This window comes from Variovorax sp. FG153 (genome assembly GCF_057809595.1).
The window spans coordinates 1-24122 of the sequence record NZ_JBMDKG010000057.1 but is presented as its reverse complement, the minus strand read 5'-3'; the positions used below and the strand labels follow the sequence as shown (position 1 = coordinate 24122).

The window sequence follows — 24122 nt, the reverse complement described above, 5'->3', positions numbered from 1 at the left end:
GGAGACAACCATGACACTGAAGAAGACCCTCGCTTGCTGCCTGATCGCCTGCGGCTGCATGGCCGCGGCCCTGCCGGCCTCGGCGGCCGACCCCGCGTGCCTGAAGGCGCCGGGCACCATCGGCTTCCTGCCGAAGATGGACACGGACCCCTACTTCCATGTGGCGCGCCAGGGTGCGCTCGAGGCGCAGAAGGAGATCGGCGGCAAGCTGATTCAGCAGGCGCCCTCGACCGCCACGGCCGATGCGCAGATCGAGTTCGTGAATGCGCTGGTGGCGCAGAAGGTCGACGTGCTCGTGGTCTCCAGCACCGACGCGAACGCGCTGGCACCGGCGCTGCGGCGCGCGCGTGCCCAGGGCGTGCGCGTGATGACCTACGACTCCGATGCGACCAAGGAGGCGCGCACGCTGTTCATCAACCAGGCGCGTTCCGACAGCCTGGCGCTGCAGATGCTCGACAGCATGGGCGCGTTGATCGGCTACAGCGGCGAGTTCGCGATCCTGTCGAGCACGCCCACCGCGACCAACCAGAACACGTGGATCTCCGTGATGAAAGCGCAACTCGCGAACAATCCCAAGTTCGCGCAGATGAAGCTGGTGCAGGTGGCCTACGGCGAGGAGAGCGAGCAGATCAACCAGCAACAGGCGCTGGCACTGGCCGAGGCCTTCCCGAACCTCAAGGGCATCCTGGTGCCGGCGGGCATCGGCCTGCCGGCGGCGGCGCGCGCGCTCGAGCAATCGGGCGGCATCCAGAAGATCAAGCTCACGGGCGTCGCACCCGCGACCTTCATGAAGAAGTACATCGAAGCCGGCTCCGCGCAGGACATCTGGTGGAACGTGAGCGACCTCGGCTATCTCGCCTACCACGCCGCACAGCAACTGGCCCAGTGCAAGATCACCGGCAAGAAGGGCGAGAGCTTCACGGCGGGCCGCCTGGGCAGCTACACCATCCTCGACAACGGCGAGATCGTGCTGGGAGAGGCCGAGATCGTGACGCCGAAGAACCTGCAGAAGTTCAAGTTCTGAGCCGGTCCGGCCGCGGTGGGCGCCGTCAATCCATCGAGAAGCCCGAGGCCTTGATCACCGGCGCCCAGATGGCGGTCTCGTCCTTCGCCTTCTTCGCGAGCTCCTCGGGCGAGCTGGGCTTGGGGTCGAAGGCGAGCTCGCCCAATCGCTGCCGCACCTCGGGCAGGACCAGCACGCGGCGCATCGCGGCATTCCAGCGCTCGACCGAGGCGGCCGACGTGCCGGCCGGTGCATAGAGGCCGAAGAAGCCGCGCGCGACGACCTGCTTGAACCCCAGCTCGAAGAACGTCGGCACGTCGGGAATCCGCGGGTCGCGCGTGTTGCCCGGCACCGCGAGGATTCGCACCCGGCCGTTGCGATGCATCTCGAGCATGTCGGTCAGGGTGTTGATGCCCGCCGACACGTGGCCGCCGATCATGGCCGTCAGCAGCGGCGGTCCGCCTTGAAACGGCACATGAACGAGGTCGACGCCGATGTCCTTGCCCACCATCAGGCCGATGAAGTGCAAGGGGCTGCCCGGTGCCGGCGAGCCGAAGTCCGCGCGCGGGCGATTGGCGCGTGCCCATGCGACGTATTCGGGAAAGCTCTTCGCGCCCGTCTCCGCGCCGGTGGCGAACGCGAAGGCGAACTCGGCGACAAGGGAGATCGGCACCAGGTCCGCCACTTCGTAGCCGGGCTTCCTGAAGACCAGCGGGTTCGTCGTGACCAGCGCGTCCGGCGCGAGCATCACGACCGAGCCATCCCGAGGAAGACCCTTGAGCGCCATCGCCGCGATGCGGCCGCCGGCACCCGGGCGGTTGTCGACGAGCACGGGCCGCTGGAAGTCCAGGCGCAACTTGTCGGCCAGCAGGCGTGCGATGGTGTCGGCCGATCCGCCGGCCGGGAATCCCACCACGATGCGCAGGGGCCCCTCGCCGGATTGCGCATGGGACGCGGTGACCGTCGCCCACGTGAGCGCGGAGAGAAGAAGCGCTCGCAACAGGCGTGAATGAAATCTCATGGCTCTACTCCCCACGACAGGTGGATGGACCGAAGGTCGACACGGCGAACTGCCGGTGCCGTGATCGAAGGCTAAGGTCGCGCCCGCGCCCCGCACTATCGAAAACTGGCAAACATCGCGCCGCGGCCCCGGATACCGGCCCGATCTTGTTGTCAACGCAATGGCTGGAAGCTACGCTGAACTTCTCTTCGCATCGGCTTCACACCATGGATTGGTCACTTCCCTACGCATCGCATCGCATGCCGACCCTGGCACGCAACGTGGTCTCGACCTCGCAACCGTTGGCCGCGCAGGCAGGGCTTTCGATGATGCAGATCGGAGGCAATGCCGTCGATGCCGCGTTGGCGACGGCCATTGCATTGACGGTGGTCGAGCCCATCATGAACGGCATCGGCGGCGACATGTACGCGCTGGTCTGGGACGGCCATGAACTCCATGGCCTCAATGCCACCGGCGCGGCACCCGCAGCCTGGTGTCCCTCGCGTTTTGCGGGCCGCACAGAGATGCCGCGCGTCGGTTGGGATTCGGTCACGGTACCCGGCCAGGTGGCCGGATGGCTGGCGTTGTCGGAGCGCTTCGGCGTGCTGCCGTTCGAACGCCTGTTCGAACCGGCGATTCGTTACGCGCGGGAGGGGTTTCCCGTGTCGCCGGTGATCGCCTCGGTCTGGCCCCAGCTCGCCGCCCTGGTGGCCGACCAGCCCGGCTTTGCCGATGCCTTTCTGCCGGGCGGGCGGGCGCCGCGAGCGGGCGAGCTCTGGCGCTTCGCCGATCAGGCCCGCACGCTTGCCGAGATTGCGCAGAGCCGTGGCGAATCGTTCTATCGCGGCGAACTGGCCCAACGGATGCTCCAGCATTCCGAGGCCCACGGCGGCGCACTGAGCGCCGAGGACCTGGCCGCGCATCGGGTGGAATGGGTCCAGCCGCTGGCCTTGCGCTACCGCGACTTCACGCTGCACGAGATTCCGCCCAATGGCCAGGGCATCGCGGCCCAGGTGGCGCTGGGCATGCTGCGGCATTTCGATCTGCGGGCCAGTGGCCTCGATACCGCAGCGACGCTGCATCTGCAGATCGAGGCCATGAAGCTGGCCTTCTCCGATCTGCACGCACATGTCGCCGATCCGCGCTCGATGAAGGTCAGTGCGAGTGCGCTGCTCGACCCCGACTACCTGGCCGCACGCGCCGCTGCCATCGATCCCACGCGCGCGGGCCGGCCGCGGGCCGGAACGCCCAGGGCCGGCGGCACCGTGTACCTGGCCGCGGCCGACGCGGCCGGCATGATGGTCTCGTTCATCCAGTCGAACTACTACGCCTTCGGCTCGGGCATCGTCGTGCCCGGCACGGGAATCTCGCTGCACAACCGAGGATGGAACTTCAGCCTCGTGCCGGGACATCCCAATGAAGTGGGGCCCGGCAAGAAGCCCCTGCACACGATCATTCCCGGCTTCGTGACCGGCCCCGACCACCAGCCCGTGATGGCCTTCGGCGTCATGGGTGGGTTCATGCAGGCGCAGGGCCATGTACAGATGATGTGCAGGCTCGCGGACTTCTCCCAGAACCCGCAGGCCATGAACGACGCGCCGCGGTTCATGGTCTCGCCGCTCGACGGCAGCGTGAAGCTCGAAGCGCACATGCCCGCGGAAGTCGCCGAAGGGCTGCGGACCCGGGGGCATGCCGTCCAGATACTGCCGACCGGGCATCTGGATTTCGGTGCCGCGCAACTGGTGCAGCGCGGCGGCGAACATTTCTACATCGCCGCCTCCGACGGGCGGCGTGACGGCCTGGCCGTTGGCTACTGAGCGTCGGACACGAGTCAGCCCAGCAAGGCCGCGCGCACCGCGTCGAAGCTCGCGCGATCGGCGGTGCAGATCAGCCCGCCGGTCCGGTGCGCGGGCCGGTATGCCGAGCCGTCGTGATGCGCCGCGTAGCCGCCCGCCTCGCGATGCAGCAGCCAGCCCGCCGCATGGTCCCAGGGCATGAGCTTGTTGTAGAACAGGGCGTCGATGTCGCCCGCGGCCGCGAGCCGATATTCGTGCGCGGCGCAGCGGAACCAGTTGGTCATGCCCAGGCGCGACAACCGTGCGTTGACTTCGCTGCGCAGAGGCTCGGGCAGGAAGTTCGTGCCGACGATGGCTTCCATCTTCTCGACGGGCACCGCGGGCGCGACCTGCAATGGATGCCTTGCGCCCGAGGCCGATTCGATCCACGCGCCGCCGCCACGGATCGCGAAGGCCGTGTCTGCGCGCACCGGGTCGTGGATCGCCGCCGCGATCACCTCGCCCCGCGCGGTCACCGACGCCATGGTGCCGAACAAAGGCAGGCCACTCGCGAAGTTCTTGGTGCCGTCGAGCGGATCGACGATGAATGCGAGCTCGGCGTCGTCGATGGCCTCGAGCAATGCGGGCTCGCGCGCGCAGGCCTCCTCGCCGATCAGCACGGCCTCGGGGTGGCGCGTGCGCAAGCCGGCGAGCACCGCGGCCTCGCAGGCCTCGTCGGCGTCGGTCACGATGTCGAAGGACGAGGTCTTGCGCCGGCGGTCGACGGTGTGGAGCGTGCGGAAGCGCGGCATGATTTCTTCGCGCGCGGCAGTGGCGAGAAGCGATCCCAGGAACGCGAGGTCGTCGGAGGTGAAAAGCGAAGCGGACATGCGAGGTACCGAAGGAGTGGGCTCGCGGGGAGGATAAGGCGGTTCCTTCAGCCCCGCTTGAGTTCCGGCAACACCTCTTGCGCGAACAGCCGCATCCCGCGCATCGCCACCGCGCGATCGATCACGCCGTTGCCATTGAAGACGCAGCGCAGTTGCCGGATGCCGGTGCGCGCGACGAGGGTCTGTATCTGTTCCAGGCACGAAGCCGGATCGCCGACGATCGCCTGCGAGCGCAGCACCTCGGCAGGATCGCGCATCGCCAAGGTGCCAGGGGCCTGCCCGCGCAGGATCGCGAAATGCTCGCGCCGGCGATGGAGCAGGGGCAGCAGCGCGTGGAACTGCCGACGCGCCTCGACCGGGGTCGCGCCGATACAGACGTAGCGCGACAGCGAGGAACGCGCGAGGAAGGAGGCACGTCGCGGTGCCACCGCTTCAGCATCGAGCGAAGCGAAGGCCGCCTCCACATGCGCGAGCTGCGCCGGCTCGGGTGGCTCGAGGCTCAGCAGCAGCGGCAGGTCCTCCGTGACGGCGAAGCGCATCGTCTCCTCGGTCGAGCCCGCGATGTACAGCGGCGGTGCCGAGGTCGAGAGGTGGCGGATCTGCTGCGCATCGAAGCGCCAGGGGCCGTCGCTCGACGACACGCTCTCGCCGCGCAAGGCCGCGATCACCAGGCGGCAGCCCTGCGCGAAGCGCTCGCGCGTCTGCTGCGGATCGATCTCTAGCGCGCGCAGGGTCGATGCATCGGTGCCACGCCCGAGTCCCGCGTCGAAGCGGCCTTCGCTCTGCAGCGCCAGTTGTGCGATCTCCTCGGCCAGCAGCAGCGGATGGTGCAGCGGCACCACCAGCGCGGAGATGCCGATGCGCAGCCGTTCGGTGCGCGAGAGCAGCGCGGCGGCCAGCAGCAGCGGCGAGGGATAGGGGCCGCCTTCGGCGAGCAGGCGGAATTCGTGGAACCAGGCGCCGTCGAAGCCCAGCCGCTCGGCTTCCTCGAAGAACGCGAAGAACTCGCGCGACGGGCCGAGCGTGGCCTCGCGCGACCAACCTGCCAGGTCGATGCGCAGCGCGCGTGCGGTCATGGCGCGGGAGCGGCCGTGAAGAAGCGCAGGCCGCCGCTCGAGAAGGCGGCGATGCCGGGGCCGTAGGCCTGCGCCAGGCATTCGTCGCTCAGCACTTCGGCCGGCGTTCCGGTCGCCACCAGCCGGCCCTGGCCGAGCAGCGCGAGCCGGTCGCACCAGGTGCTGGCGACATGCAGGTCGTGCAGCACCACGAGCACGGCGCGCGTACGGGCGCTGTCGCGCAGCAGGGCCATCAGGCGGTGATGGTGCGGAATGTCGAGGTGGGCCGCGGGCTCGTCGGCCACAAGCAGGCGCGGGTCGTGCGCGAGCGCGCGCGCCACGCCGACGCGGGCGCGCTCGCCGCCCGACAGCGAGGCATGGCGGCGGTCGATCAGCGCGTCGAGCTCGAAGCGCGCGACCAGCGCGGGATCGGGCGGGCGGCCCGGGCGCTGCAGCTGCAGCATCTCGCGCACCGTCAGGTCCCAATGGCTCTCGCCGTGCTGCGCGACATAGCCGATGTGGCGCGCGAGCTCGGCCGGTTTCCACTGGTCGAGCGCGCGCCCGAGCAGCGCGATGCGGCCCTCGCGCGGACGCACCAGCCCGAGCGCGGCACGCAGCAGCGTGGTCTTGCCCGAGCCATTGGGGCCGACGATGCCGAACAGGCCGCGCTCGGGGATCGCGAGGTCGATGCCGTCGAGCAGGGTACGGCCCGAGGCCTGCACCCGCAGGCCTTCGAGGCGCAGGGCGTCGGCTGTCATCCGCGCCTCCACAGCAGCAGCGCGAGGAAGAAGGGGCCGCCGATCAGCGCCGTCAGCAGGCCAGCGGGGATCTCGCTCGGAGCCATGGCCGAGCGCGCCAGCGCATCCACCAGCACCATGAGGGCGCCGCCCGCGATGGCGCAGGGCACGGTGAGCCGCGCATGCAGCGGGCCGATCCACCAGCGCATCACGTGCGGCACGATCAGGCCCACGAAGCCGATCAGGCCGCCCCAGCTCACGGCCAGCGCCGTCGCGAGCGAGGCCACGAGCACGGCACGCGCCGAGAAGGAGGCGGCGCGCACGCCCATCGCATGGGCCGTGTCCTCGCCCAGGCCGAGCGCGTCGAGGCCGCGGCCCAGGGCGCGCACCAGCAGCACCAGCACCAGCAGCACGGGCGCGAGCACGGCGATCTCGGCGCTCGTGGGCGTCTGCACGCCGCCGAGCTGCCACGAGATGATGGCGCGCAGGTTGGTCGACTCGTCGCCGAACACGATCACGATGAGGCTGCGCAGGGCGGCCAGGATCGCGGCCAGGCCGACGCCCGCGAGCAGCAGGCGGTTGCTTTGCCAGCCACCGCCGAGCCTGCCGGCCAGCAGCACCAGCCAGCTCGCGCCCCAGGCGCCCGCGAAGGCCAGCACCGGCAGGCTCAGCGCGGTGGGCACCAGCGCCGGCAGCAGCAGCGAGACCGCGGCGCCCACGGCCGCGCCGCTGGCGCTGCCGAGCAGGTAGGGTTCGGCCAGCGGGTTGCGGAACACGCCCTGGAACACCAGGCCCGCCAGCGACAGGCAGGCACCGACGAAGAAGGCCCCGGCCACGCGCGGCGCGCGCCACACGCGCACGAGTTCGGCCTGCAGGGTGCCGGTGCCCCACCACTGGGTGGGCCAGACCGTGGCGGCGCCCACGCTCAGCGCCAGCGCCACGGCCGCGGCCAGCAGCAGGAGCAGCACGAGCCACACCGTGGTCGCCGATGCGCGTCGGCCGTCGGCGGCGTGCCTCATGCGAAGCGCTCCGGATGCAGCGCGCGCGCGTACTGCTCGACGGCCTCGATCTGGCGCGGGCCGGGAATCAGCTTGTGGCCGCGCTCGAGCACGACCACGCGGTTCGTGCGCACGGCGCGCAGCGTGTGCCAGCCGGGGCGCTGGCCGATCAGCGCCGGATCGCGCGGCACCTGTTGCAGCGAGACGATTACGTCGGGGTCGCGCGCGAAGATCGCCTCGGCGCTGACCTGGGCCGCGCCCTGGAGGTCGGCGAACACGTTGCGCCCGCCGGCCCAGCCCAGCGCGTCGTTGGCATAGTGGCCCGTGCCCACGGTCTGGAAGGCACCGCGCGCGGCGGCGGCGGTCTCGAAATAGACGCTGCGGCGCGGCGCGCCGTCGAGCCGGCGTTCGATCGCGGCCAGCCGCGCCTGCATGTCTTCGCGCACCCGGCGGGCCTGTTCGTCGGCACCCGTCGCGCGCCCGAGCAGGTCGATGTTGCGGAACACCGAGGGCAGGTCCGGATGCGCGAGCACCACGCAGGGAAGCTTCGCGCGGTCGAAGGCATCGACCAGCGACAGCGCCGAATGGTGCGAGGGCGTGACCACGAGCAGGTCGGGCTGGAAGGCGGCCACCGCCTCGGCCGAGTAGCCGAGCGCGCCGCCGATGCTGGGCTTGCTGCGCACATCCTCGGGCCAGCGCACGCGCCCGCCGATGGCCACCACCCGGTCGGCCAGGCCCAGCGCCCAGGCCAGCTCCACGTTGCTCGGGAACACCACCACGATGCGTTGCGGCGCGCGCGGCACGACCACGCGCCGGCCCAGCGCATCGACGAGCTCGCGCGGGAAGCCGGCCGACGGCGCCTCCTCGGCGCCCGCGGGCAGAACGGCCGTCATGCACACCATGCCGAGGATCGCGTCGCGCCGGTTCACGCTCAGAAGGTGTAGCGCGCGCGGGCGAACACCGTCCTCGGTGCGCCGGCGTTGCCGGCTTCCTGCGCCGACAGGTCGTCGGCGATGTAGTACTTGTTCGTCAGGTTGTTCACTCCGGCCTGCAGTGTGAGCGAAGGATTGACGCGGTAGGCCACGGCGACGTTGAGCAGCAGGTAGCCGGGCAGCTTCTGCGGATTGACCGCATTGTCGCGGAGGTAGCGGCTGCCCACGTAGCTCGCGGTGCCGGTCACGGCCCAGGCGCCGTGCGCATAGGTCAGGCCCGCGCCGGCGATGTTGTGGGCCGACATGCGCACGCGATAGCCGCCGAAGTTGGTGCTGCGCGCGCCGCTGTCGGTGTAGGTCTGGAAGTCCTTGAGCCGCGCGTCCTGCCAGGTGTAGTGCAGGTAGCCGTTCCAGCGCGGCGAGAGCTGGAACTGCAACTGGGTTTCGATGCCCTTGGTGCGCGAGGTCGCGTTGCTGAAGACGAAGGAGTCGGGGCCGTTGCGGTAGGAGCGCTGGCCGTCGATCTTCTCGGCCTCGAACAGGCTGAGCTGGTAGCTCCAGCGGTCGTCCGCCGCGCGGCCCTTCAGGCCCACTTCCTTGCTGCGCGTGATCTCGGGCCGCAGGATGTCGGGCACCACCACGCCGCCGCGCGTGTTGAGCGCCACCGCCTGCGGCCGGAAGCCTTCGCTCCAGTTCGCGAACACGGCGTGCGAGGAGGCATCGCCCTGCAGGAACAGCCAGTCCACGCCGGCGCGCGGGCTGGTGTGGCTGCCTTCCTGCGCCGAGATCACCTGCGTGCCCGTGCGGCCGAGCGTCTGCTCGAAGCGGTCGTGGCGCACGCCCAGCGTGAAGCCGACCGGGCCGTACTCGAAGCGGTCCTGCAGGTAGACGCTGCGCACCTCCTGGTCGAAGCGCGAGGAGGTGATGCTGCCGCGCACGCCGCGCGGATCGTTGCGCACGTTGCTCACGGGGATGTCGTAGAACGGCCCGCGGTAGGTGGGCGCGTTGCTGAAGCTCGGCGAGTCGAGGCCTTGCCAGCCGCGCTCGAGGTTGAAGCCGGCCTGGAACTCGTTGCTCCAGCCCTTGCCCGCCATCAGGTGCGTGGCGGCGAGCTCGTGGTAGACGCCGCGGTCGGCGGTGTAGCTCTCGGAATAGCCCTTGCTCACGGCCGCGGGCGGCGGAACGATGGTGATGCCGCCGGCGAAGAAGCGGTTGTAGCGCGCGAAGCTGCTCAGGTGATTGATCGACCAGCCGGCGCCGAGCTCGAAGCGGTTCTTCCACGAGAAGGACTGGTAGTCGCCCGTGACGTAGGAGTCGGGAATGCCGTAGTTGTCGCGCGAGGTGATGCCGAAGATCGGCTTGCCGTTGACCAGCGGCACGATCGAGCCGCGGTCGCCGCGCACGCGCGTGTCGTAGAGCTGGAAGCCGGTGGTCCAGTTGCGCGTGACGGCGAAATCGCCGCCGACCAGCAGGGCCGACTGCGCGCGGCCGGCGTCGCGCTGGAAGCCGTTGTAGTCGCTGTTGGCCACGCCCACGTAGAGGTTGCCGCGCTCGAAGTCCCAGCGGTAGCGCAGGCTGCCGTCGAGGCGGCCGTAGCTGCCGACGGTGGCCGTGAGGCTGCCGCCCGCGCGCTCGGGCTTCATGAAGAACTGCGCCACGCCGCCGATCGCGTTCTTGCCGTAGAGCGCCGAGGCCGGGCCCTTGATGAACTCGAGCCGGTCGACCAGGTCGGGCGCGATCAGCGTGATGTCGGCATTGCCCTGCAGCAGGCGCAGCGGCACGCCGTCCATCAGCACCAGCACGTCCTGCGTGTCGCGCAGGCCGCGGGTCTCGAAGCGCGAGTAGTAGTTGCCCTGCGTGCCGTACTGCAGGCCCGGCACGCTGCGCAGCGTGTCCTCGAGCGTGACGGCGCCCACCGCGTCGAGCTGCGCGCGTTCGACCGAATAGGTGGCGAAGGGCAGGCGCAGCGTGTCGGCTTCCTGGCGCGTGGCGGTGGAGATCGTCTTGCGGTCGCTGACGGTGGTGGGCGGCAGCGAGCCTTCGGCGTCCTGCGCCGAAGCGACCGAGGCGAGCAGCATGACGCCGGATCCGATGAGGGCTTGGTGGGGTCTGACGCGGCCGCGCCGGGAGATGTTGCGCACGAGGGTTTCCTTCGGGCCCGCGCTCCCGCGGGCCATGAGAACAACCGGACGCCGAGGGGACCCGCCAGCGACCGGCCCCGCGCCCATGCGTGACCGATACGGCTTGCCTGCACTCCCGCAGCGACCGAACGAGGCGAAGGCCGGTATCCGGGCTTGCGGAGCGCCGCGGTGCATCGGGGAGATGCGCCGTTGCCGCGATCCTCGCCTTCCCATGCCGGGGCACAGTGGCTGACGATGCCCGCGAGGGCATCGACCGTGAGAACCGCGAATCCGCCGACCGTTGCGGGGGCAGCGCAGGACTGGGGCCTGGAGGACCCGTCACCTGCTTCCCGTTTAACGCCGGTCGAGGGACCGGCGCACCTTCGCGCGTGCCGGCTTGGGTGATGCTTTCGTTTGCATCGGCCGGCGGGGCGGATTATAGGAGCGGGTCTTGCGCCGCCCGGCGCGAAAAGCTCAGGGCGCGGGCGTGGGCGTGTGTGGCAGCCGCACCGTGAACACCACGTAGCCGTCGTCGTGCGCATAGCCGATGCTGCCGCGGTGCGAGCGCACGATGGCCTGCGCGATGTGCAGCCCCAGGCCCAGTCCGCCCTTGTTGCGCTCGTTGGGCACGCTGCGCTGCTTGAAGGCGCTGAACAGGTCGGGCACCAGCGCGGCATCGATCGGCGGCGCGCGATTGGCCACGCTGAACACCACGTGCGTGTCGACCTGCTCGAGCCGGATGCGCACCGCCTCGCCGGGCAGGCCGTGGTGGCGCGCATTGCTCACGAGGTTGCCGACCAGCTGCGCCATGCGGTCGGGGTCGGCCAGCACGGGCAGCGTGCTGGGCGCCTCCAGCTCGAGCTGCGAGCCGGGGTAGGCGGTGCGCGACTCGTCGACCGCGTCTTCCAGCAGCCGTGCCAGGTCGATCTGCGCCGGCACCACCTGCAGGCCCATGCCGCTTTGCAGGCGCGAGGCATCGAGCACCTGGCCGATCAGCCGCGCCATGCGGCTGCTCGAGGTCTGGATGCGCTGGCCCAGCCGCGCGCCGGCGTTGCTGCCGTCGGGCAGGCTGCGCTCGAGCAGCTTGGCCGCCATCGTGATCGACTGCAGCGGATCGCGCAGGTCGTGGCCGAGCACGGCCAGCAGCTCGGTGCGGGCCTTGTAGGTGTCGGCCAGCCGCGCCGCGCTGGCGCGGATCAGCTCGTCGCGCAACTGGCGCGCGAAGTCGAGGTCGTTGGTGCCCCAGGGCACGCTGGTGTCGCGCACCGTCTCCTTCCACACGTCGAAGGAGCCGCGCGGCGTGAGCCGGGGGCCGAGCGGGCCGCTCACGTAGTGCTTCTCGGGCTTGCCGCCCCAGCTGATGGTCTCGACCTGCTCCTTGCGCGCGAGCACCAGCCAGCCGTTGTCGATCGCGTCGAAGCGCAGCGCGAGAAAGCCGCACCACACGCCGCCCAGCGAACGCAGGTTCTCGGGCAGCCGCTCGCGCTCGTGCAGCGCCACGATCTCGTCGCCGTTCGTCGACGCGGTGAGCCACTGGATCAGCGCCGCCGCGGCCTCGCGCGGCATCTCGCCCTCCACGTGCAGCCGCGACTGCTCGGCGATGACCGCCGCCTGCGCGTCGAAGGCATCGGCCAGCGGGCGCGCCAGGCCGATCAATGCGCTGAAGGTGTCCTCGGCATGCAGCACGGCCTCGATCAGCGAGCCGCGCAGTTGCGCCGCGCTCGAGGCCCGGCCCGCCTGCTCGCGCGACAGCAGGCTCTGCACGTTCGAGGCCAGCACCTGCGCGAGCACGTCGCAGGCCATGCGGATCGCGTAGGGCACCTGGTGGGCGCTGCGATGGTGGCAGGCCAGCATGCCCCAGAGCTGGCCGTTGATGACGATCGAGATGCTCATCGACGCGCCCACGCCCATGTTGCGCAGGTACTCGATGTGGATCGGCGACACGCTGCGCAGCGTGCAGTGGCTCATGTCCAGCGGCGGCAGCTGCGGATCGGCCACGTCGAGGCCGACCGGCGCGGACTGCACGTCCGCGATCAGGCGCAGGGTGTTGATCACGTAGAGCCGGCGCGCCTGCGCCGGGATGTCGCCGGCCGGATAGCGGCGGCCCACGAAGGGCTCGAGCGCCTCGTGGCGGCGCTCGGCCACCACCTCGCCGCTGTCGTCGTGGCGAAAGCGGTAGGCCATCACGCGGTCGAAGCCCGTGAGCTGCCGCACCGCCTCGACCGAGAGATTGAGCAGGCCGTCGATCGAGCCCTGGCGCTTGAGCCGGTCCATCGCGCGGTGCGCCTTGAGCGCGAAGTCCGACACCGCGTCCGCCGTGGCGTCGCGGGCCTCGAACTCGGCCACCAGCTCGTAGCCGACGCGGTGCAGGATCAGGTCGAAGCGGCGTTCGCCGAGCGTCACCTCGAGGTTGATCGGCGAACCCTCGCCGGTATCGACCGCGACGCCGTTGGCCTCGTGCAGCGCCTCGTGCACCAGCGCGTCGCCCATGAAGTGGCCGGCCGACAGGCGCTCGCCCAGGGCGGGCGCCGTGTCGCCGAGCAGCGCACGGGCGTTGGCGCTGACGCGCGTCAGCGTGAGGGTCGAGGCGTCGAACGCGAACAGCGCGCCATGGTGCTGCACGAGGCCCGGGATGTGGATGGGCTCGCTCTCGCAGTTGGCCAGGGTGACGGGCTGCGTCGGCGTGGGGTGGGGCGGCCGTTCCAAGTGGCGGTGGGCGTCTTGCGCGTTGAGTGAGGGGAGGGAGCCGCGGACCGCGCCGGGCGCGGGGAGGGGACATGGCATTTTGCCTGAGGCCGGGCGGGCGTCGGCCGGGCTTTACCGTGGGGGCGGGTGGGTTCCGGGGCGAAAATGGCGCCGGGCCTCGCGAGGAGGCCCGCACTTCCTCCCTGAAAGACAACCTGCATGCAATCTGCCGACGCGGCGACCTTCGACGAGGCCTACTACCGGCGCTACTACTTCGACAAGAAAACGAAGGTGGTCGACCCGCAGCACGCCGAGCGCCTCGCGGCCTTCGTCTGTTCGTACCTCAAGTACCTGCGCGTGCCCGTGCGGCGCGTGCTCGACATGGGCTGCGGCATCGGCCACTGGCGCGATGCCATCGCGTTGCATTTTCCGAAGGCCAGCTACCACGGCGTGGAGTTCAGCGAGTACCTGTGCGAGCGCTACGGCTGGGAGCGGGGCTCGGTGGTCGACTACCGGGCCAGGGAGCGCTTCGACCTCGTGATCTGCCAGGGCGTGCTGGCCTACCTCGAACCCTCCGATCTCAAGAGCGCGCTGCGCAACCTGGGGTCGCTCAGCGCGGGTGCGCTCTACCTCGAGGCCGTGACGCAGGAGGACTTCGAGCAGGACGTGGTCGACGAGGACCTCAGCGACCCGCGGCTGTTCCGCCACCGCGCCCAGGTGTACCGGCGCGGGCTGACGCGCGGCTTCAAGGAAATGGGCGGCGGCGTGTGGTTGAGCCGCCAGGCGGAGGTGCCGACCTTCGCGCTGGAGTGCGCCGACGCCTGACCCGCGGCGCGCCGGCTCAGGGCTCCGCGAAGAACTGGCTCGGCGTCTGCCCGAAGTGCTTGCGGAACATGGTGGCGAAGGCGCCGGGGCTGTCGTAGCCCAGGCGCAGCGCGATGTCGATGATCTTCTCGCCGCCGGCCAGCAGTTCCAGCGCGCGCAGCAGCCGGGCCTGCTGGCGCCACTGGCCGAAGGTCATGCCGGTCTCCTTCGCGAACAGGCGCTGGATGGTCTTCACGTCGAGCGACAGCCGTTCGGCCCAGTCGGCCAGCGTGGAGGCATCGTCCAGGCGCTGCTGCAGCCGTTCGCAGATGCGCAAGAGCCGCGGATCGGCGGGCATCTGCAGGTGCAGCGGCAGCACCGGAAGGCCGCGCAGCTCGTCGAGGATGAAGCGCATCAGCCGGCCGTCGCGGGTGCCGGGTGCATAGGGCTGCTTCACCTCCATCGCCGCGCGGATCAGTTCGCGCAGCAGCGGCGGGATGCCCACGGCCTGCGTGGTCGTCAGGGTGCGGGGCGCCACCTCGGGCTTCACCAGCAGGCTGCGCATGTGGACCTCGCCGACGCAGCGGATCTCGTGCGCCATGCCCGCGGCCATCCAGATGGCGCGCGTGGGCGGCACCACCCAGCGGCCGGCCTCGGCCTGCACCACCATCACGCCGCGCAGGGCATAGATGAGCTGGTGCTTGGTGTGCTGGTGCGACCGGATGTGCCAGCCGGCGGGGTAGTCGGTGGCGCGGCCCGCGATCGGCGAGGACTCGCCCTCGATCTCGCGCAGCACCTCGGGCAATGACTTGGGACGGCGCGGGAGGTTCATGTCCTTTTTGCGAAAGGTGTTGGTCGGTTGGCGCAAGACAGGCGAGGCGCATCCTCCCATAATTCCGGGGCGCCGGCGGCCCGTTCCTCCCGAACTCGCGCCCCTCGTGCCGGCCGGTCCCGTCTCCCCAGTGTGAAAGTCCCCATGCCGCCTTCCGCGACCGCCCCCCTCGAATCCCAGGCCACGCCAGTGAGCGTTGCCGCCGCCAGCCCCGCGAAGGCCAAGCCCGCCTTCGGCATCCTGGGCGCCATCAGCAGCGCGCACATGGTCAACGACATGATGCAGTCGCTGATCCTCGCGATGTACCCGATCCTCAAGGGCGCGTTCTCGCTGAGCTTCGCGCAGATCGGCCTGATCACGCTGACCTACCAGCTGACGGCCTCGCTGCTGCAGCCGCTGATCGGCCTGTTCACCGACCGACGCCCGCAGCCCTACTCGCTGCCCATCGGCATGACGGCCACGCTCATCGGCCTGCTGCTGCTGGCGTTCGCGCCCAGCTTCGGCATCGTGCTGCTGGCCGCGGCCTTCGTGGGGCTCGGCTCGTCGATCTTCCATCCGGAGTCCTCGCGCATCGCGCGGCTCGCCTCGGGCGGGCAGCACGGGCTCGCGCAGTCGGTGTTCCAGGTCGGCGGCAACCTCGGCACGGCCATCGGGCCGCTGCTCGCGGCCGCGGTCATCGTGCCCTTCGGCCAGCACAGCGTGGCCTGGTTCGGCCTGGCCGCGCTGCTGGGCATCGGCCTGCTGCTGCAGGTGAGCCGCTGGTATGCCTTCCATCACGTCACGGCCGGCGTGCGCAAGAAGGGCGCGGTCGAGTCGCCCTATTCGCGTCGGGTGGTGCTGGGCGCCATCACGGTGCTGCTGGTGCTGATCTTCTCGAAGTACTTCTACGTCGCGGGCATCAGCAGCTTCTACACCTTCTACCTGATGGACCGCTTCGGCCTCACGGTGCAGAGCGCGCAGCTGCACCTGTTCTTCTTCCTGTTCGCCTCGGCGGTGGGCACGGTGCTCGGCGGGCCGGTCGGCGACCGCATCGGCCGCAAGCCGGTGATCTGGGTGTCGATCCTGGGCGTGGCGCCGTTCGCGCTGCTGCTGCCGCACGCGGACCTGTTCTGGACCACCACGCTGACCATCGTCATCGGGCTGGTGCTGTCCTCGGCCTTCTCGGCCATCCTCGTCTACGCGCAGGAGCTGATGCCGGGCAAGGTCGGCATGGTCTCGGGGCTGTTCTTCGGCTTCGCCTTCGGCATGGGCGGCCTGGGCGCCGCGGTGCTGGGCCTGCTGGCCGACCACACCAGCATCGCCTTCGTCTACCAGGCGATCGCCTACCTGCCGCTGCTCGGCGTGGTCGCGGCGCTGTTGCCCGGAAAATCGCGCAAGTCGTAGCTCCCCCTTGTCCGCCGCATGCCCTCCACCCGAATCTTTCGCGGCGCCGATGCGCTGATCGAATGCCTGCGCGCGGCCCGCGTCGCGCGCATCTTCACGCTCTCGGGCAACCATGTCATGCCGGTGTTCGACGCGGCCTTCGGCTCGGGCATCGAACTCGTGCACGTGCGCCACGAGGCCAGCACCGTGCACATGGCCGATGCCTGGTCGCGGGTGTCGGGCGAGGTGGGCATCGCGCTCGTCACCGGCGGTCCCGGCCATGCGAACGCCGTGGCCGCGCTCTACACCGCGCAGATGGCCGAGGCGCCGGTGGTGCTGCTGTCGGGCCATGCGCCCAACGACCAGTTGGGCCAGGGCGCGTTCCAGGAGATGCGCCAGGCCGACATGGCCGAGCCGGTCTGCAAGGCCTCGTGGTGCTGCGCCAGTGCCGACGCGGTGGCGGGCGATGTGGCCAAGGCCATCCGTATCGCGAAGTCGGGGCGGCCCGGCCCGGTGCACCTGAGCCTGCCGAGCGATGTGCTCGAGGGCGCGGCCACCGTGCCCGCTTTCGGCCCGGAAGCGTTCGCTTCGGAGCCGCTGTTGCTGGATCCGGCGCTTGCGTCCCAATTGGTCCGGCAACTCGCCGAGGCCGAGCGCCCACTGATCCTCGCGGGCCCGTCCTGTCTCACGCGCGACGGGCGCACGCTGATCGCCGCGCTGGAGCAGGCCACGGGCGTGCCGGTCGCCGGCATGGAGAGCCCGCGCGGCATCGGCGATGCGAGCCTCGGTGCCTTCGCGCAGTTGCTGGCGCGCGCGGACTGCGTGCTGCTGCTGGGCAAGCGGCTGGACTTCACGCTGAAGTTCGGTGCCGCGTTGGCGGCCGATGCGCAGGTCCACCAGATCGACGCCGATGTGGATGAACTCGCGCGCAGCCGCCGTGCCCTCGGCGAGCGCCTGCGCACCGAAGCGCAGGCCGATGCCTGGCCCGCGATGCAGGCGCTGACAGCGGCCGCGGCTCGCGCCCGGGATCCGTCGTGGCTGCGGGAAGCGCATGCATGGCTGGCCTACCGCCCAGCGGCCTGGGACGACGCACGCGCCTCGCTGCCGCGGCGCCTGCACCCGGTGCAGATGCTGCGGCCGCTGCAGGCCCTGCTCGACAGCCATCCCGAGTCGGTGCTGGTCTGCGATGGCGGCGAGATCGGCCAGTGGGCCATGGCCTGCCTGAGGGCGCCGCACCGCGTCAACAACGGCGTGGCGGGCGCGATCGGCGCCGGACTCGCCTATGCGCTCGGCGCGCGCTGCGCGCAGCCCGAGGCGCCGGTGATCGCAGTGATGGGCGACGGCACCGTGGGCTTCCACATCGCCGAGTTCGACACCGCCATCCGGCACCGCCTGCCCTTCGTGGCGGTGGTGGGCAACGATGCGCGCTGGAACGCCGAATACCAGATCCAGCTGCGCGACTACGGGCCTGAGCGCCTGATCGGTTGCGAGCTGCAGCCCACGCGCTACGACGCGGTGGCGCAGGCCTTCGGCGCGCACGGCGAACTCGTCACTGAGGCGCACGTGCTGCCCGACGCGGCACGGCGCGCGCTCGCCAGCGGCAAGCCCGCCTGCCTCAACGTGATGATCGAGGGATTGCCCGCGCCGCAGATCCGGCGCGAGGCTTGAGAGGGCGCGGGCCACGAGCGCCCGAAGTCAGTCGATTGGCGCCGCAGGGATAGTGCGGTCCATTCCAGCGCGATCAAGAATTTCACCGCCTCTGGAAGAAGGCGTGGTCCCCGCTCCGGCTCAGGCGTGGGGTCTTGTGAATTCGAACCGAACACGTTGGAGACACATCTTGACCAAGACAGAGAATCTCGCGCGGTGGATCCGCGCGCTGCTCGTGACACTGGCCTGCGGCGCACTCGCCTCGTGGGCCCAGGCGGCCACCGACATTGCCAACACCCTCGTGCGCACCTGCTCGAACCAGCTCGATGGTTCGCAGTACGGCGACGCCGTGCTCGACGGCTTTCGCGGCAGCCGCTTTCCCTCGCCGAAGACCGGCGGCTTCAAGGTCACTTCCGTGCAGCAGGTCTGGCTTGCGCTGCCGGCCTACTGCCTGGTCAAGGGCACGATCCAGCCCACCTCACCCGCCGGCGTCGACCCGGCCGTGAAGGACCCGAGCTACCGCGTGCGCGACATCAACTACCAGATCTACATCCCTGCGCAGTGGAACGGCAAGTTCGTGCAGCTCGGCGGCGGCGGCTTCGCCTGGAAGTCCGACGTGGTCGCCGCCGGCACGCAGACCAGCCAGCAGTTCGCGCTCCCGCTGCAGGGCGTGGCGCTGGCCAACTACGCCGTGGTGCTCAGCGACGCGGGCGCCGACGGCTCGAACGGCGCCTTCGATCCCGACTTCGTGCGCCCGGGCCGCAACCTCGCCGATGTCGCCAAGCAGGAGATGGTGAAGAACTTCGGGCAGGACTCGATCAAGAAATCGCTCGACGTCGGCCTGTACCTGCTGAAGAAGCTCACCGGCGCGGCACCCACCGACACCTACTTCGTCGGCATCTCCACCGGTGGCCGGCAGGCGCTCAAGGCCATCGCCAACTGGCCCGACGCGTATGACGGTGTCGTCGCGGGCGCGCCGCCGGTCGACGAGACCAACCTGCTGAAGACCTTGCAGGTGCCCGACGCGGTCAACGACTGGACGACCAACTGGGCCAGCGCCTCCGCCATGCTCACCAGCCTGTTCGGCCAGGACGTGTCGCCCCAGACCCTGAGCGACGGCATGGGCGCGACCTCGCGCTACCTGGCGGACGTCGCGATCGAATCGGGCGCCGACTACGACGGCTACCACCGTCTGCTCGACCAGCTGGCCCCGGTGTGGAACGTGCGGCCCGACGAGCTCGTGCCCTTCCTGCGCATGTCGGCACGGCAGAAGCGGGAGGGCGGCAAGGGCAAGAAGATCGTGATCTACCAGGGCACCTCCGACTTCCTCGTGCCCTGCACGCAGGCCGGCGAATTCGTCAGGCAGCTGAACGGCCTGCCCGCGGGCGGACAGGTCGCGGCCGCCGACATCCGCAACACCGTGCGCGCCTATTTCGTCGAGGACTACAGCCACGGTTTCTACAACACGAATGCGGTGCTCAAGCGGCTCGGTCTCACGCCGCTGCAGTTGAACTGGAACGCGCTGGCCGATCTCGACCGCTGGGTGCACGACGACCAGGCGCGGGGTGGGGCGCCTTCGCTGGCGCGCAATGCATCGGGGGAGATTCCGACGGGGCAGGCCTTGAGTGCTTGGAGGTGCGTCGCGGCGCCCTGAGAAGGGTCACCGGCTGGGGCCTGGCGCGCGGAGATCGGCGATGCCGGATGTTCCGAAATTTCGTCGAATATCGAAAAAGAACGAAAAAACGGAACATGCGTCGGCCGTCATGTGTCGGTGGTCAAAGTTGCTGCAATGGATCGGCTCGCAGCTCAATGGCTTGCGCATTGTTCTTGACCATCGCGTGCGCAGCGTTGTTCGAAGTTCATGCGCCGAGAGTCAACTTTCCAGGGATGTTGCTGGTCCATTGCCCTCCGCGCAGCCCCTTCGCCACAACCACTCTCGAGGATCGCAGTGCGAGCGATTGACGGTGCTGTGTGATAGCAAAGGCCATTGCGATGACAGAGTTCGTCATGGCGCAAGTTTGTGGCCCGGCCCACCCGCTGCCGCAGCTGCCTCCTCGTAAGCGCCTGGCCATGTCATCGAAACCGGAAGCATGCGCACGCGGCTAGACTTCCGCTATCGCCAGAACCGGACATTCGCAGCAACATCCAAATGGACGTCACACGCATCCAACGCTCGGTCTTCTACCGCTACCAGTACGTGACCGGCGCAACATCTGTGTTGATTTCCGTTCGATTTGGGAAGACACCGCCAAATGGCCCAAAGGTAGTTCGGTTGCTTGCAATGGACCGATCAGAAAGCGATATTCGGTTCGACCTGCAGAATCACGTTTCCGAGATACTTGCCGGCGTGGCCCGGGCAAATTCTGAATGCGGAACCGGCCTCGAAGTGGAAGTAATTGAAGTGGTCCCAGATGACTACCCAGGGAACGGACACGCGGAGCACGTCGCTCACCAAATTGCCTTGGCCGTAGGTCGGGGAGAGATATAGCCGCAGCCGGCCGTAACCAGTCCTGCCAACTCCGCCTCCAGTAGAACCATGCAACGACGCACTCTGTATGCGTACGTGGACGGCTCTGACCTAGAAGACGTCGCCACGGCCATCGAGGAAAGGCTCCTCGTTCTTGCCGCAGCGACAGGCTGGGTCACCTGCAAGCCAACCGTGGTGAATCAGAGGACAAACGTGCCGGGCAGCCGCCCAGGAGACTTGCCCGACTGGGACCTTGGCGTCAACTTGCCGCTGCCGGACCCAGGCGCAGAGCCTGAAGGGTGGTTCGGCGACGCTGAGCACATCGTCGGGCACTTGGCAAAGCTTTACTCGGCGTTTGACCGCGAGTTCGTTATCGGCATTGCCGACAACTTCAGGGGCGTCTCCGAGGATCTCTTTTTCGTCGAGTCCGGCATGCCGGACCTAGAAAGGCTGCGTAGCGCTATCGGTGTTCCCGGCGGCTAGCATCGGCGGCCTGCAGCCATAACCAGCCGGTCGCTTGGCCCTCAGAACTCAAGGGAAAGCAGTCATTCGCAACGCGGTTCCAACATCGGTCGCCAGTATCACCGCCGCTACTGTTGAAGCGCGTGTACACCAACGGCATGCGCGCCAAAAATCGCCGCAGGGAAGCCTTTAATATTGAAGCGCTGGCGGTCAAGGCCGTTTCGTTCAAGAGCCGAGGAATCATGGAAAGCGAAAACAAGCCGCGCGAGGAGGAGCAAACCTTCGCCATCTTTGCACTGCCTGACGACTATGCCTATCACATCGGGCAGGTAGCGAGCATTGGTTCCAACGGACTGAGGGTGGTTCGCAAGCAACTGTCGATGACGACTCCGTACAGGATCGAGGTCGTGCCTGCGTCAAATATTGAGCGGGTGGAATATAAGAGCGGTTTGGTAATGGTACGAATCGTGGCTGGTGTCCTGGTGTTGCTGCTGTTGGTCGGCATCCTCTACTACTTGGGCGTCTACTGGGACCGCCTTGAGCCGGGCACGACCATTCGGGTCGGCCTGCTCGGGCTTGCGGGGATTTATGGGTTGAAGTGGGCCTTCATGTCGCGGCAGCACCAACTAACATTTCACCTACGCGACGGGAGCCGACTCCGCTGGCGTTCCCGCTCGGGCGACTTCAAGTACAAGGAGCGCGTAGCGGGTCGTGCGGTTGAGCACCTAAGAGAGCTTGGATTGCTGGCCCGCAGTTCTGCGTAGCGGTCTCGGGCCCGACTCGGCCAGAAGCCGACCTTCGACAGCGGCTCGCAGTCGTGTAAGAAATGAGGAGATTGGAACGACGTGGTGGTACGTAAAGACGAGGTGACGGTAGATCTGAGCGACGTGAGCAGTTCACTTGAACTTCAGAATCGACTGATTACCTCGCTCGGCTTTCCAGGGAGGTACGGCCGGAACAGGGACGCTTTCTGGGACGCAATCACAGGGTTGGTAGACATGCCGCACCGGTTGCGATTTGTCGGCTGTCCCGACTTCGCAGACCGCCATCCGCGTGATGCGAAGCAACTCCGTGAGTGCTTTGCCAGGATGCGAGCCGAACTACCAGCCCATGCCGCTGTCGTTGCCTATGACTAGGGGGCGGGACGCGGCCAGAAGCGGACATTCGAACGCGATCTTCAACATGAATTCATTGACTTGGGACGACCTTTTCGTCGATGCAGCGCGACTCGATTTCAACAGTCTGCTACTGGAGTGGCCCGGGCTGGTCAAAGGGCAGATTCGACCAATCGGGGCCTCTGTATTTGGGGACCTGTTCTTTGAATTGAGGACGGGTGAGGTGCAGAAGATCGACGTCCTTGAGGGCGGCGTTCATTCCGTCGCTGAGAGCTTCCAGCAGTTCACTGGGTTGATGAACTCGCGAGAGTGGCAAGAGCAAAACCTCTTGAGCCAAGGCGTCGCACTGCTCAAAGAGCGAGGCGTTGAGCGTGGCCTGGACCAGTTCTATGGATTCGCGCCCCACCCGACGTTTACTGGGAAGATCGATTGGTCCAAGGTGATGCCGCTGGATGCCGTCGTGTGGAACTCGATTTGTGCGCAGTCACTCGGTGGGGCTGCGGCGCCAGAGCCACACCAGGTAGACACTCCGAAGCCCAAAGGTCCATGGTGGAAGTTCGGTAAGACCTGAATGCAGAGCATCGAAGCAGCCCAACCTCGAAAGTCTGCTTCGGTCACGGCCCTACCTTGGTCCTCTGGCAGCATCCGGCCACAACCAGTCTATCGGGAGCAGCCATTGAGTCGAGCCGTGGAGGATCCAAAGACATGACTGAAATAGCTGTTTTCTCGGTGTGGGCCAAGATTCGCGCGGACGCTAAGCGAGAGTTTCGGAGGTGGATGGCCACCCAGACCGGATGGAGGGAAATCGACGTTCACCGACTGCTAGGCGCAGCAGTGGATGCCGGTCAGCCGGTTGAACTCTTCCAATCCCTGGGATGGGAGGATGCGCACGTTGAGCTGGGAAGACTGCCGGCATTCGTCGAAGCCGGAACCGAGAAACTGACAGTGGCTTCGTTTGCTCCAGGAGAGCACACACCATACTGCGCCGCTCATTCCCTATACACGTGGAACCGAGGATGTCCTGTTTGCGAAGACAACTACATCCATAGGGGGGCGAGGCACTGAGTCGGAGCCACACAGAAGGCTTTCATGAGTGAACGCTTTCGAAGCATGCAATAGCCTTTTAGGGCCCCTTCGCGACGGCTGAGTGACCGGCTACAGTCGGCCACTTCCCGTCATTCGTTGCGACCGGCGGAATCCGGCCAAGACCAGACTTTCGTGGTCGGGGCAGAATGCGCTTAAAAGCGGCCGTTCTCAGGGGACGAGATGAAATTTCGCATCGAACACATCTTTCACCAGCAGCGCCCTGTGTCGCTCTTTGCGCGACAACTCGAACCGGGTGAATTCGCTGTATCTGAGAGGTCTCGCTTAGGTGGAGTGCCCATCAAGCCTTATCTATCCCAACCTCGGGCGCTGACCGCGGACGGGCAGCCGGACATGACGGTCTTCACGTTCATGCTCGCCACTGCCAACGACTTGCCGAGACTTCAGGTAGGCCAAGATGCTGAACTCGAAGATGCGTGACGCGTCTCGGCCAGAAGCTGTCACTCACCGACGACCTCTTTCGGATTGCCGATCGATAGGATCGTTGCCCACCCACCCCTTCTAGGTCGAAGAACCAATGGCTGACTCGACGCTTCGGGCTCTAGCCGAGTCTCAGAATTTCGTACTAGCGCACAGCTACGAGTCAGTGGTCGTCATCGATAAGCGCGATGGTAAGAAGCGAGACGCTGGAGATCACTACGGCGATCCCGTCGCGGGACTTATAACGCCCGACGAGCGATGGTTTGTGAGCGTTGGAGAAGGCGTCCAGTGCCTCTGTGCCGATGGTCGACTTGTGAAGTTCTTCCACCGGGGCCGCCCGCCCTCGGACGGTGTGCTCTCCAAGGTCGCATCTTCAGTGAGTGCAGTTCATCTGACTTCTGACCATACCCTGCGAATCACTGTCGACTCGAACAGCGATGAGACGTCCGAGTGGTTGATCAACCTCGATGCAGGGGTTGTGACGAGAGTGAACTGACGCTTCGGCACGCGAAGACGCTTTTTCGATGCGAACGGCGGCTTTCGGGCTGTGGGATGCCGTATCCAAAAGCCTGCTCAGGGCCCGTTCACGACGGCGGTGCGACCGGCTACAGTCGGCCAGAACCCGTCATTCCGAGAGCAGGACCAATTCGCCCATAGCCGTAAGCGTCCGGTGAACTCGCCTTGACGGCGATGTCGACGATCAGCTCTGCCGCC

At 68.1% G+C, this 24122-nt stretch carries 22 protein-coding genes and 1 riboswitch; of the genes, 11 read left to right on the top strand and 11 right to left on the bottom strand.

Annotated elements, in window-relative coordinates; translation table 11 throughout:
- Positions 1-10: 10 nt before the first annotated feature.
- Entirely contained in the window at positions 11-1024 is a 1014-nt protein-coding gene (locus tag ACODT0_RS36850) for a rhamnose ABC transporter substrate-binding protein (RefSeq protein WP_413765115.1), read from the top strand.
- 25 nt (positions 1025-1049) lie between these two features.
- Here the strand turns inward: ACODT0_RS36850 and ACODT0_RS36845 are convergent, their stop codons facing one another.
- Positions 1050-2024, bottom strand: coding sequence for a Bug family tripartite tricarboxylate transporter substrate binding protein (locus ACODT0_RS36845; RefSeq protein ID WP_489043576.1), 975 nt, complete (start codon positions 2022-2024; stop codon positions 1050-1052).
- A gap of 206 nt (positions 2025-2230) precedes the next feature.
- Between ACODT0_RS36845 and ACODT0_RS36840 the strand changes: the two genes are divergently transcribed.
- Positions 2231-3820, top strand: coding sequence for a gamma-glutamyltransferase family protein (locus ACODT0_RS36840; RefSeq protein WP_489043575.1), 1590 nt, complete (start codon positions 2231-2233; stop codon positions 3818-3820).
- Positions 3821-3834: 14 nt separating this feature from the next.
- On the opposite strand, the gene ACODT0_RS36835 is transcribed toward ACODT0_RS36840, so the two are convergent.
- From ACODT0_RS36835 to ACODT0_RS36805, 7 genes are all read right to left on the bottom strand, one after another.
- On the bottom strand, positions 3835-4668 hold the full coding sequence (locus ACODT0_RS36835) for an inositol monophosphatase family protein (RefSeq protein ID WP_489043574.1): 834 nt from the start codon (positions 4666-4668) through the stop codon (positions 3835-3837).
- Positions 4669-4715: 47 nt separating this feature from the next.
- Positions 4716-5744, bottom strand: coding sequence for an LLM class flavin-dependent oxidoreductase (locus ACODT0_RS36830; RefSeq protein WP_489043573.1), 1029 nt, complete (start codon positions 5742-5744; stop codon positions 4716-4718).
- Positions 5741-6481: an ABC transporter ATP-binding protein gene (locus tag ACODT0_RS36825; RefSeq protein ID WP_489043572.1), complete on the bottom strand. Its 741-nt coding sequence runs from the start codon at positions 6479-6481 to the stop codon at positions 5741-5743. Before ACODT0_RS36825 ends, ACODT0_RS36830 begins: the two co-directional genes overlap by 4 nt.
- On the bottom strand, positions 6478-7479 hold the full coding sequence (locus tag ACODT0_RS36820; protein WP_489043571.1) for a FecCD family ABC transporter permease: 1002 nt from the start codon (positions 7477-7479) through the stop codon (positions 6478-6480). Before ACODT0_RS36820 ends, ACODT0_RS36825 begins: the two co-directional genes overlap by 4 nt.
- The gene (locus ACODT0_RS36815) at positions 7476-8387 is read right to left on the bottom strand and encodes an ABC transporter substrate-binding protein (protein ID WP_489043570.1); all 912 of its coding nucleotides are present in this window, start codon (positions 8385-8387) and stop codon (positions 7476-7478) included. The genes ACODT0_RS36820 and ACODT0_RS36815 overlap by 4 nt, the downstream gene beginning before the upstream one ends.
- Positions 8388-8389: 2 nt before the next feature.
- A complete protein-coding gene (locus tag ACODT0_RS36810) occupies positions 8390-10468 on the bottom strand; it encodes a TonB-dependent siderophore receptor (protein ID WP_489043569.1) in 2079 nt (692 codons plus the stop codon).
- 184 nt (positions 10469-10652) lie between these two features.
- Positions 10653-10910, bottom strand: a riboswitch (cobalamin riboswitch).
- Positions 10911-10984: 74 nt separating this feature from the next.
- Positions 10985-13216 carry an ATP-binding protein gene (locus ACODT0_RS36805; protein WP_489043568.1) on the bottom strand — a complete coding sequence of 744 codons (2232 nt, stop codon included), beginning with the start codon at positions 13214-13216 and terminating at the stop codon, positions 10985-10987.
- 198 nt (positions 13217-13414) lie between these two features.
- Here ACODT0_RS36805 and ACODT0_RS36800 point away from each other — a divergent pair, with 198 nt between their 5' ends.
- Entirely contained in the window at positions 13415-14020 is a 606-nt protein-coding gene (locus tag ACODT0_RS36800; RefSeq protein ID WP_479668907.1) for a class I SAM-dependent methyltransferase, read from the top strand.
- 16 nt (positions 14021-14036) lie between these two features.
- Here the strand turns inward: ACODT0_RS36800 and ACODT0_RS36795 are convergent, their stop codons facing one another.
- Positions 14037-14831, bottom strand: a complete 795-nt coding sequence (locus ACODT0_RS36795) for an AraC family transcriptional regulator (RefSeq protein WP_489043567.1) — start codon at positions 14829-14831, stop codon at positions 14037-14039.
- A 144-nt stretch (positions 14832-14975) separates the two neighbouring features.
- On the opposite strand from ACODT0_RS36795, the gene ACODT0_RS36790 reads away from it, so the two are divergent.
- From ACODT0_RS36790 to ACODT0_RS36780, 3 genes are all read left to right on the top strand, one after another.
- Positions 14976-16214, top strand: a complete 1239-nt coding sequence (locus ACODT0_RS36790; RefSeq protein WP_489043566.1) for an MFS transporter — start codon at positions 14976-14978, stop codon at positions 16212-16214.
- A gap of 18 nt (positions 16215-16232) precedes the next feature.
- Positions 16233-17861 carry a thiamine pyrophosphate-binding protein gene (locus ACODT0_RS36785; RefSeq protein WP_489043565.1) on the top strand — a complete coding sequence of 543 codons (1629 nt, stop codon included), beginning with the start codon at positions 16233-16235 and terminating at the stop codon, positions 17859-17861.
- Positions 17862-18030: 169 nt separating this feature from the next.
- Positions 18031-19494 (top strand): tannase/feruloyl esterase family alpha/beta hydrolase, encoded by a 1464-nt coding sequence (locus tag ACODT0_RS36780; protein ID WP_489043564.1) that lies wholly within the window; start codon positions 18031-18033, stop codon positions 19492-19494.
- Between the two features lie 636 nt (positions 19495-20130).
- Here the strand turns inward: ACODT0_RS36780 and ACODT0_RS36775 are convergent.
- On the bottom strand, positions 20131-20292 hold the full coding sequence (locus ACODT0_RS36775) for a hypothetical protein (protein ID WP_489043563.1): 162 nt from the start codon (positions 20290-20292) through the stop codon (positions 20131-20133).
- An 84-nt stretch (positions 20293-20376) separates the two neighbouring features.
- Here ACODT0_RS36775 and ACODT0_RS36770 point away from each other — a divergent pair, with 84 nt between their 5' ends.
- The 5 genes from ACODT0_RS36770 (at position 20377) to ACODT0_RS36750 (ending at position 23408) form a co-directional block, all read left to right on the top strand.
- On the top strand, positions 20377-20790 hold the full coding sequence (locus ACODT0_RS36770; protein ID WP_489043562.1) for a hypothetical protein: 414 nt from the start codon (positions 20377-20379) through the stop codon (positions 20788-20790).
- A 113-nt stretch (positions 20791-20903) separates the two neighbouring features.
- Positions 20904-21533, top strand: coding sequence for a hypothetical protein (locus ACODT0_RS36765; protein ID WP_489043561.1), 630 nt, complete (start codon positions 20904-20906; stop codon positions 21531-21533).
- An 81-nt stretch (positions 21534-21614) separates the two neighbouring features.
- Positions 21615-21905: a barstar family protein gene (locus ACODT0_RS36760; protein WP_489043560.1), complete on the top strand. Its 291-nt coding sequence runs from the start codon at positions 21615-21617 to the stop codon at positions 21903-21905.
- 46 nt (positions 21906-21951) lie between these two features.
- Entirely contained in the window at positions 21952-22455 is a 504-nt protein-coding gene (locus ACODT0_RS36755) for a hypothetical protein (protein ID WP_489043559.1), read from the top strand.
- A 695-nt stretch (positions 22456-23150) separates the two neighbouring features.
- Positions 23151-23408, top strand: a complete 258-nt coding sequence (locus ACODT0_RS36750) for a hypothetical protein (protein WP_489043558.1) — start codon at positions 23151-23153, stop codon at positions 23406-23408.
- Positions 23409-23571: 163 nt separating this feature from the next.
- Here the strand turns inward: ACODT0_RS36750 and ACODT0_RS36745 are convergent, their stop codons facing one another.
- Positions 23572-23736 (bottom strand): hypothetical protein, encoded by a 165-nt coding sequence (locus ACODT0_RS36745; protein ID WP_489043557.1) that lies wholly within the window; start codon positions 23734-23736, stop codon positions 23572-23574.
- Positions 23737-24122: the final 386 nt, after the last annotated feature.

What these genes read in the sequence shown, in the direction of transcription:
- ACODT0_RS36850 (WP_413765115.1), top strand. Translation starts at nt 11, where the DNA reads ATGACACTGAAGAAGACCCTCGCTTGCTGCCTGATCGCCTGCGGCTGC.
- ACODT0_RS36845 (WP_489043576.1), bottom strand. Translation starts at nt 2,024, where the DNA reads ATGAGATTTCATTCACGCCTGTTGCGAGCGCTTCTTCTCTCCGCGCTC.
- ACODT0_RS36840 (WP_489043575.1), top strand. Translation starts at nt 2,231, where the DNA reads ATGGATTGGTCACTTCCCTACGCATCGCATCGCATGCCGACCCTGGCA.
- ACODT0_RS36835 (WP_489043574.1), bottom strand. Translation starts at nt 4,668, where the DNA reads ATGTCCGCTTCGCTTTTCACCTCCGACGACCTCGCGTTCCTGGGATCG.
- ACODT0_RS36830 (WP_489043573.1), bottom strand. Translation starts at nt 5,744, where the DNA reads ATGACCGCACGCGCGCTGCGCATCGACCTGGCAGGTTGGTCGCGCGAG.
- ACODT0_RS36825 (WP_489043572.1), bottom strand. Translation starts at nt 6,481, where the DNA reads ATGACAGCCGACGCCCTGCGCCTCGAAGGCCTGCGGGTGCAGGCCTCG.
- ACODT0_RS36820 (WP_489043571.1), bottom strand. Translation starts at nt 7,479, where the DNA reads ATGAGGCACGCCGCCGACGGCCGACGCGCATCGGCGACCACGGTGTGG.
- ACODT0_RS36810 (WP_489043569.1), bottom strand. Translation starts at nt 10,468, where the DNA reads ATGCTGCTCGCCTCGGTCGCTTCGGCGCAGGACGCCGAAGGCTCGCTG.
- ACODT0_RS36800 (WP_479668907.1), top strand. Translation starts at nt 13,415, where the DNA reads ATGCAATCTGCCGACGCGGCGACCTTCGACGAGGCCTACTACCGGCGC.
- ACODT0_RS36795 (WP_489043567.1), bottom strand. Translation starts at nt 14,831, where the DNA reads ATGAACCTCCCGCGCCGTCCCAAGTCATTGCCCGAGGTGCTGCGCGAG.
- ACODT0_RS36790 (WP_489043566.1), top strand. Translation starts at nt 14,976, where the DNA reads ATGCCGCCTTCCGCGACCGCCCCCCTCGAATCCCAGGCCACGCCAGTG.
- ACODT0_RS36785 (WP_489043565.1), top strand. Translation starts at nt 16,233, where the DNA reads ATGCCCTCCACCCGAATCTTTCGCGGCGCCGATGCGCTGATCGAATGC.
- ACODT0_RS36770 (WP_489043562.1), top strand. Translation starts at nt 20,377, where the DNA reads ATGCAACGACGCACTCTGTATGCGTACGTGGACGGCTCTGACCTAGAA.
- ACODT0_RS36755 (WP_489043559.1), top strand. Translation starts at nt 21,952, where the DNA reads ATGAATTCATTGACTTGGGACGACCTTTTCGTCGATGCAGCGCGACTC.
- ACODT0_RS36750 (WP_489043558.1), top strand. Translation starts at nt 23,151, where the DNA reads ATGAAATTTCGCATCGAACACATCTTTCACCAGCAGCGCCCTGTGTCG.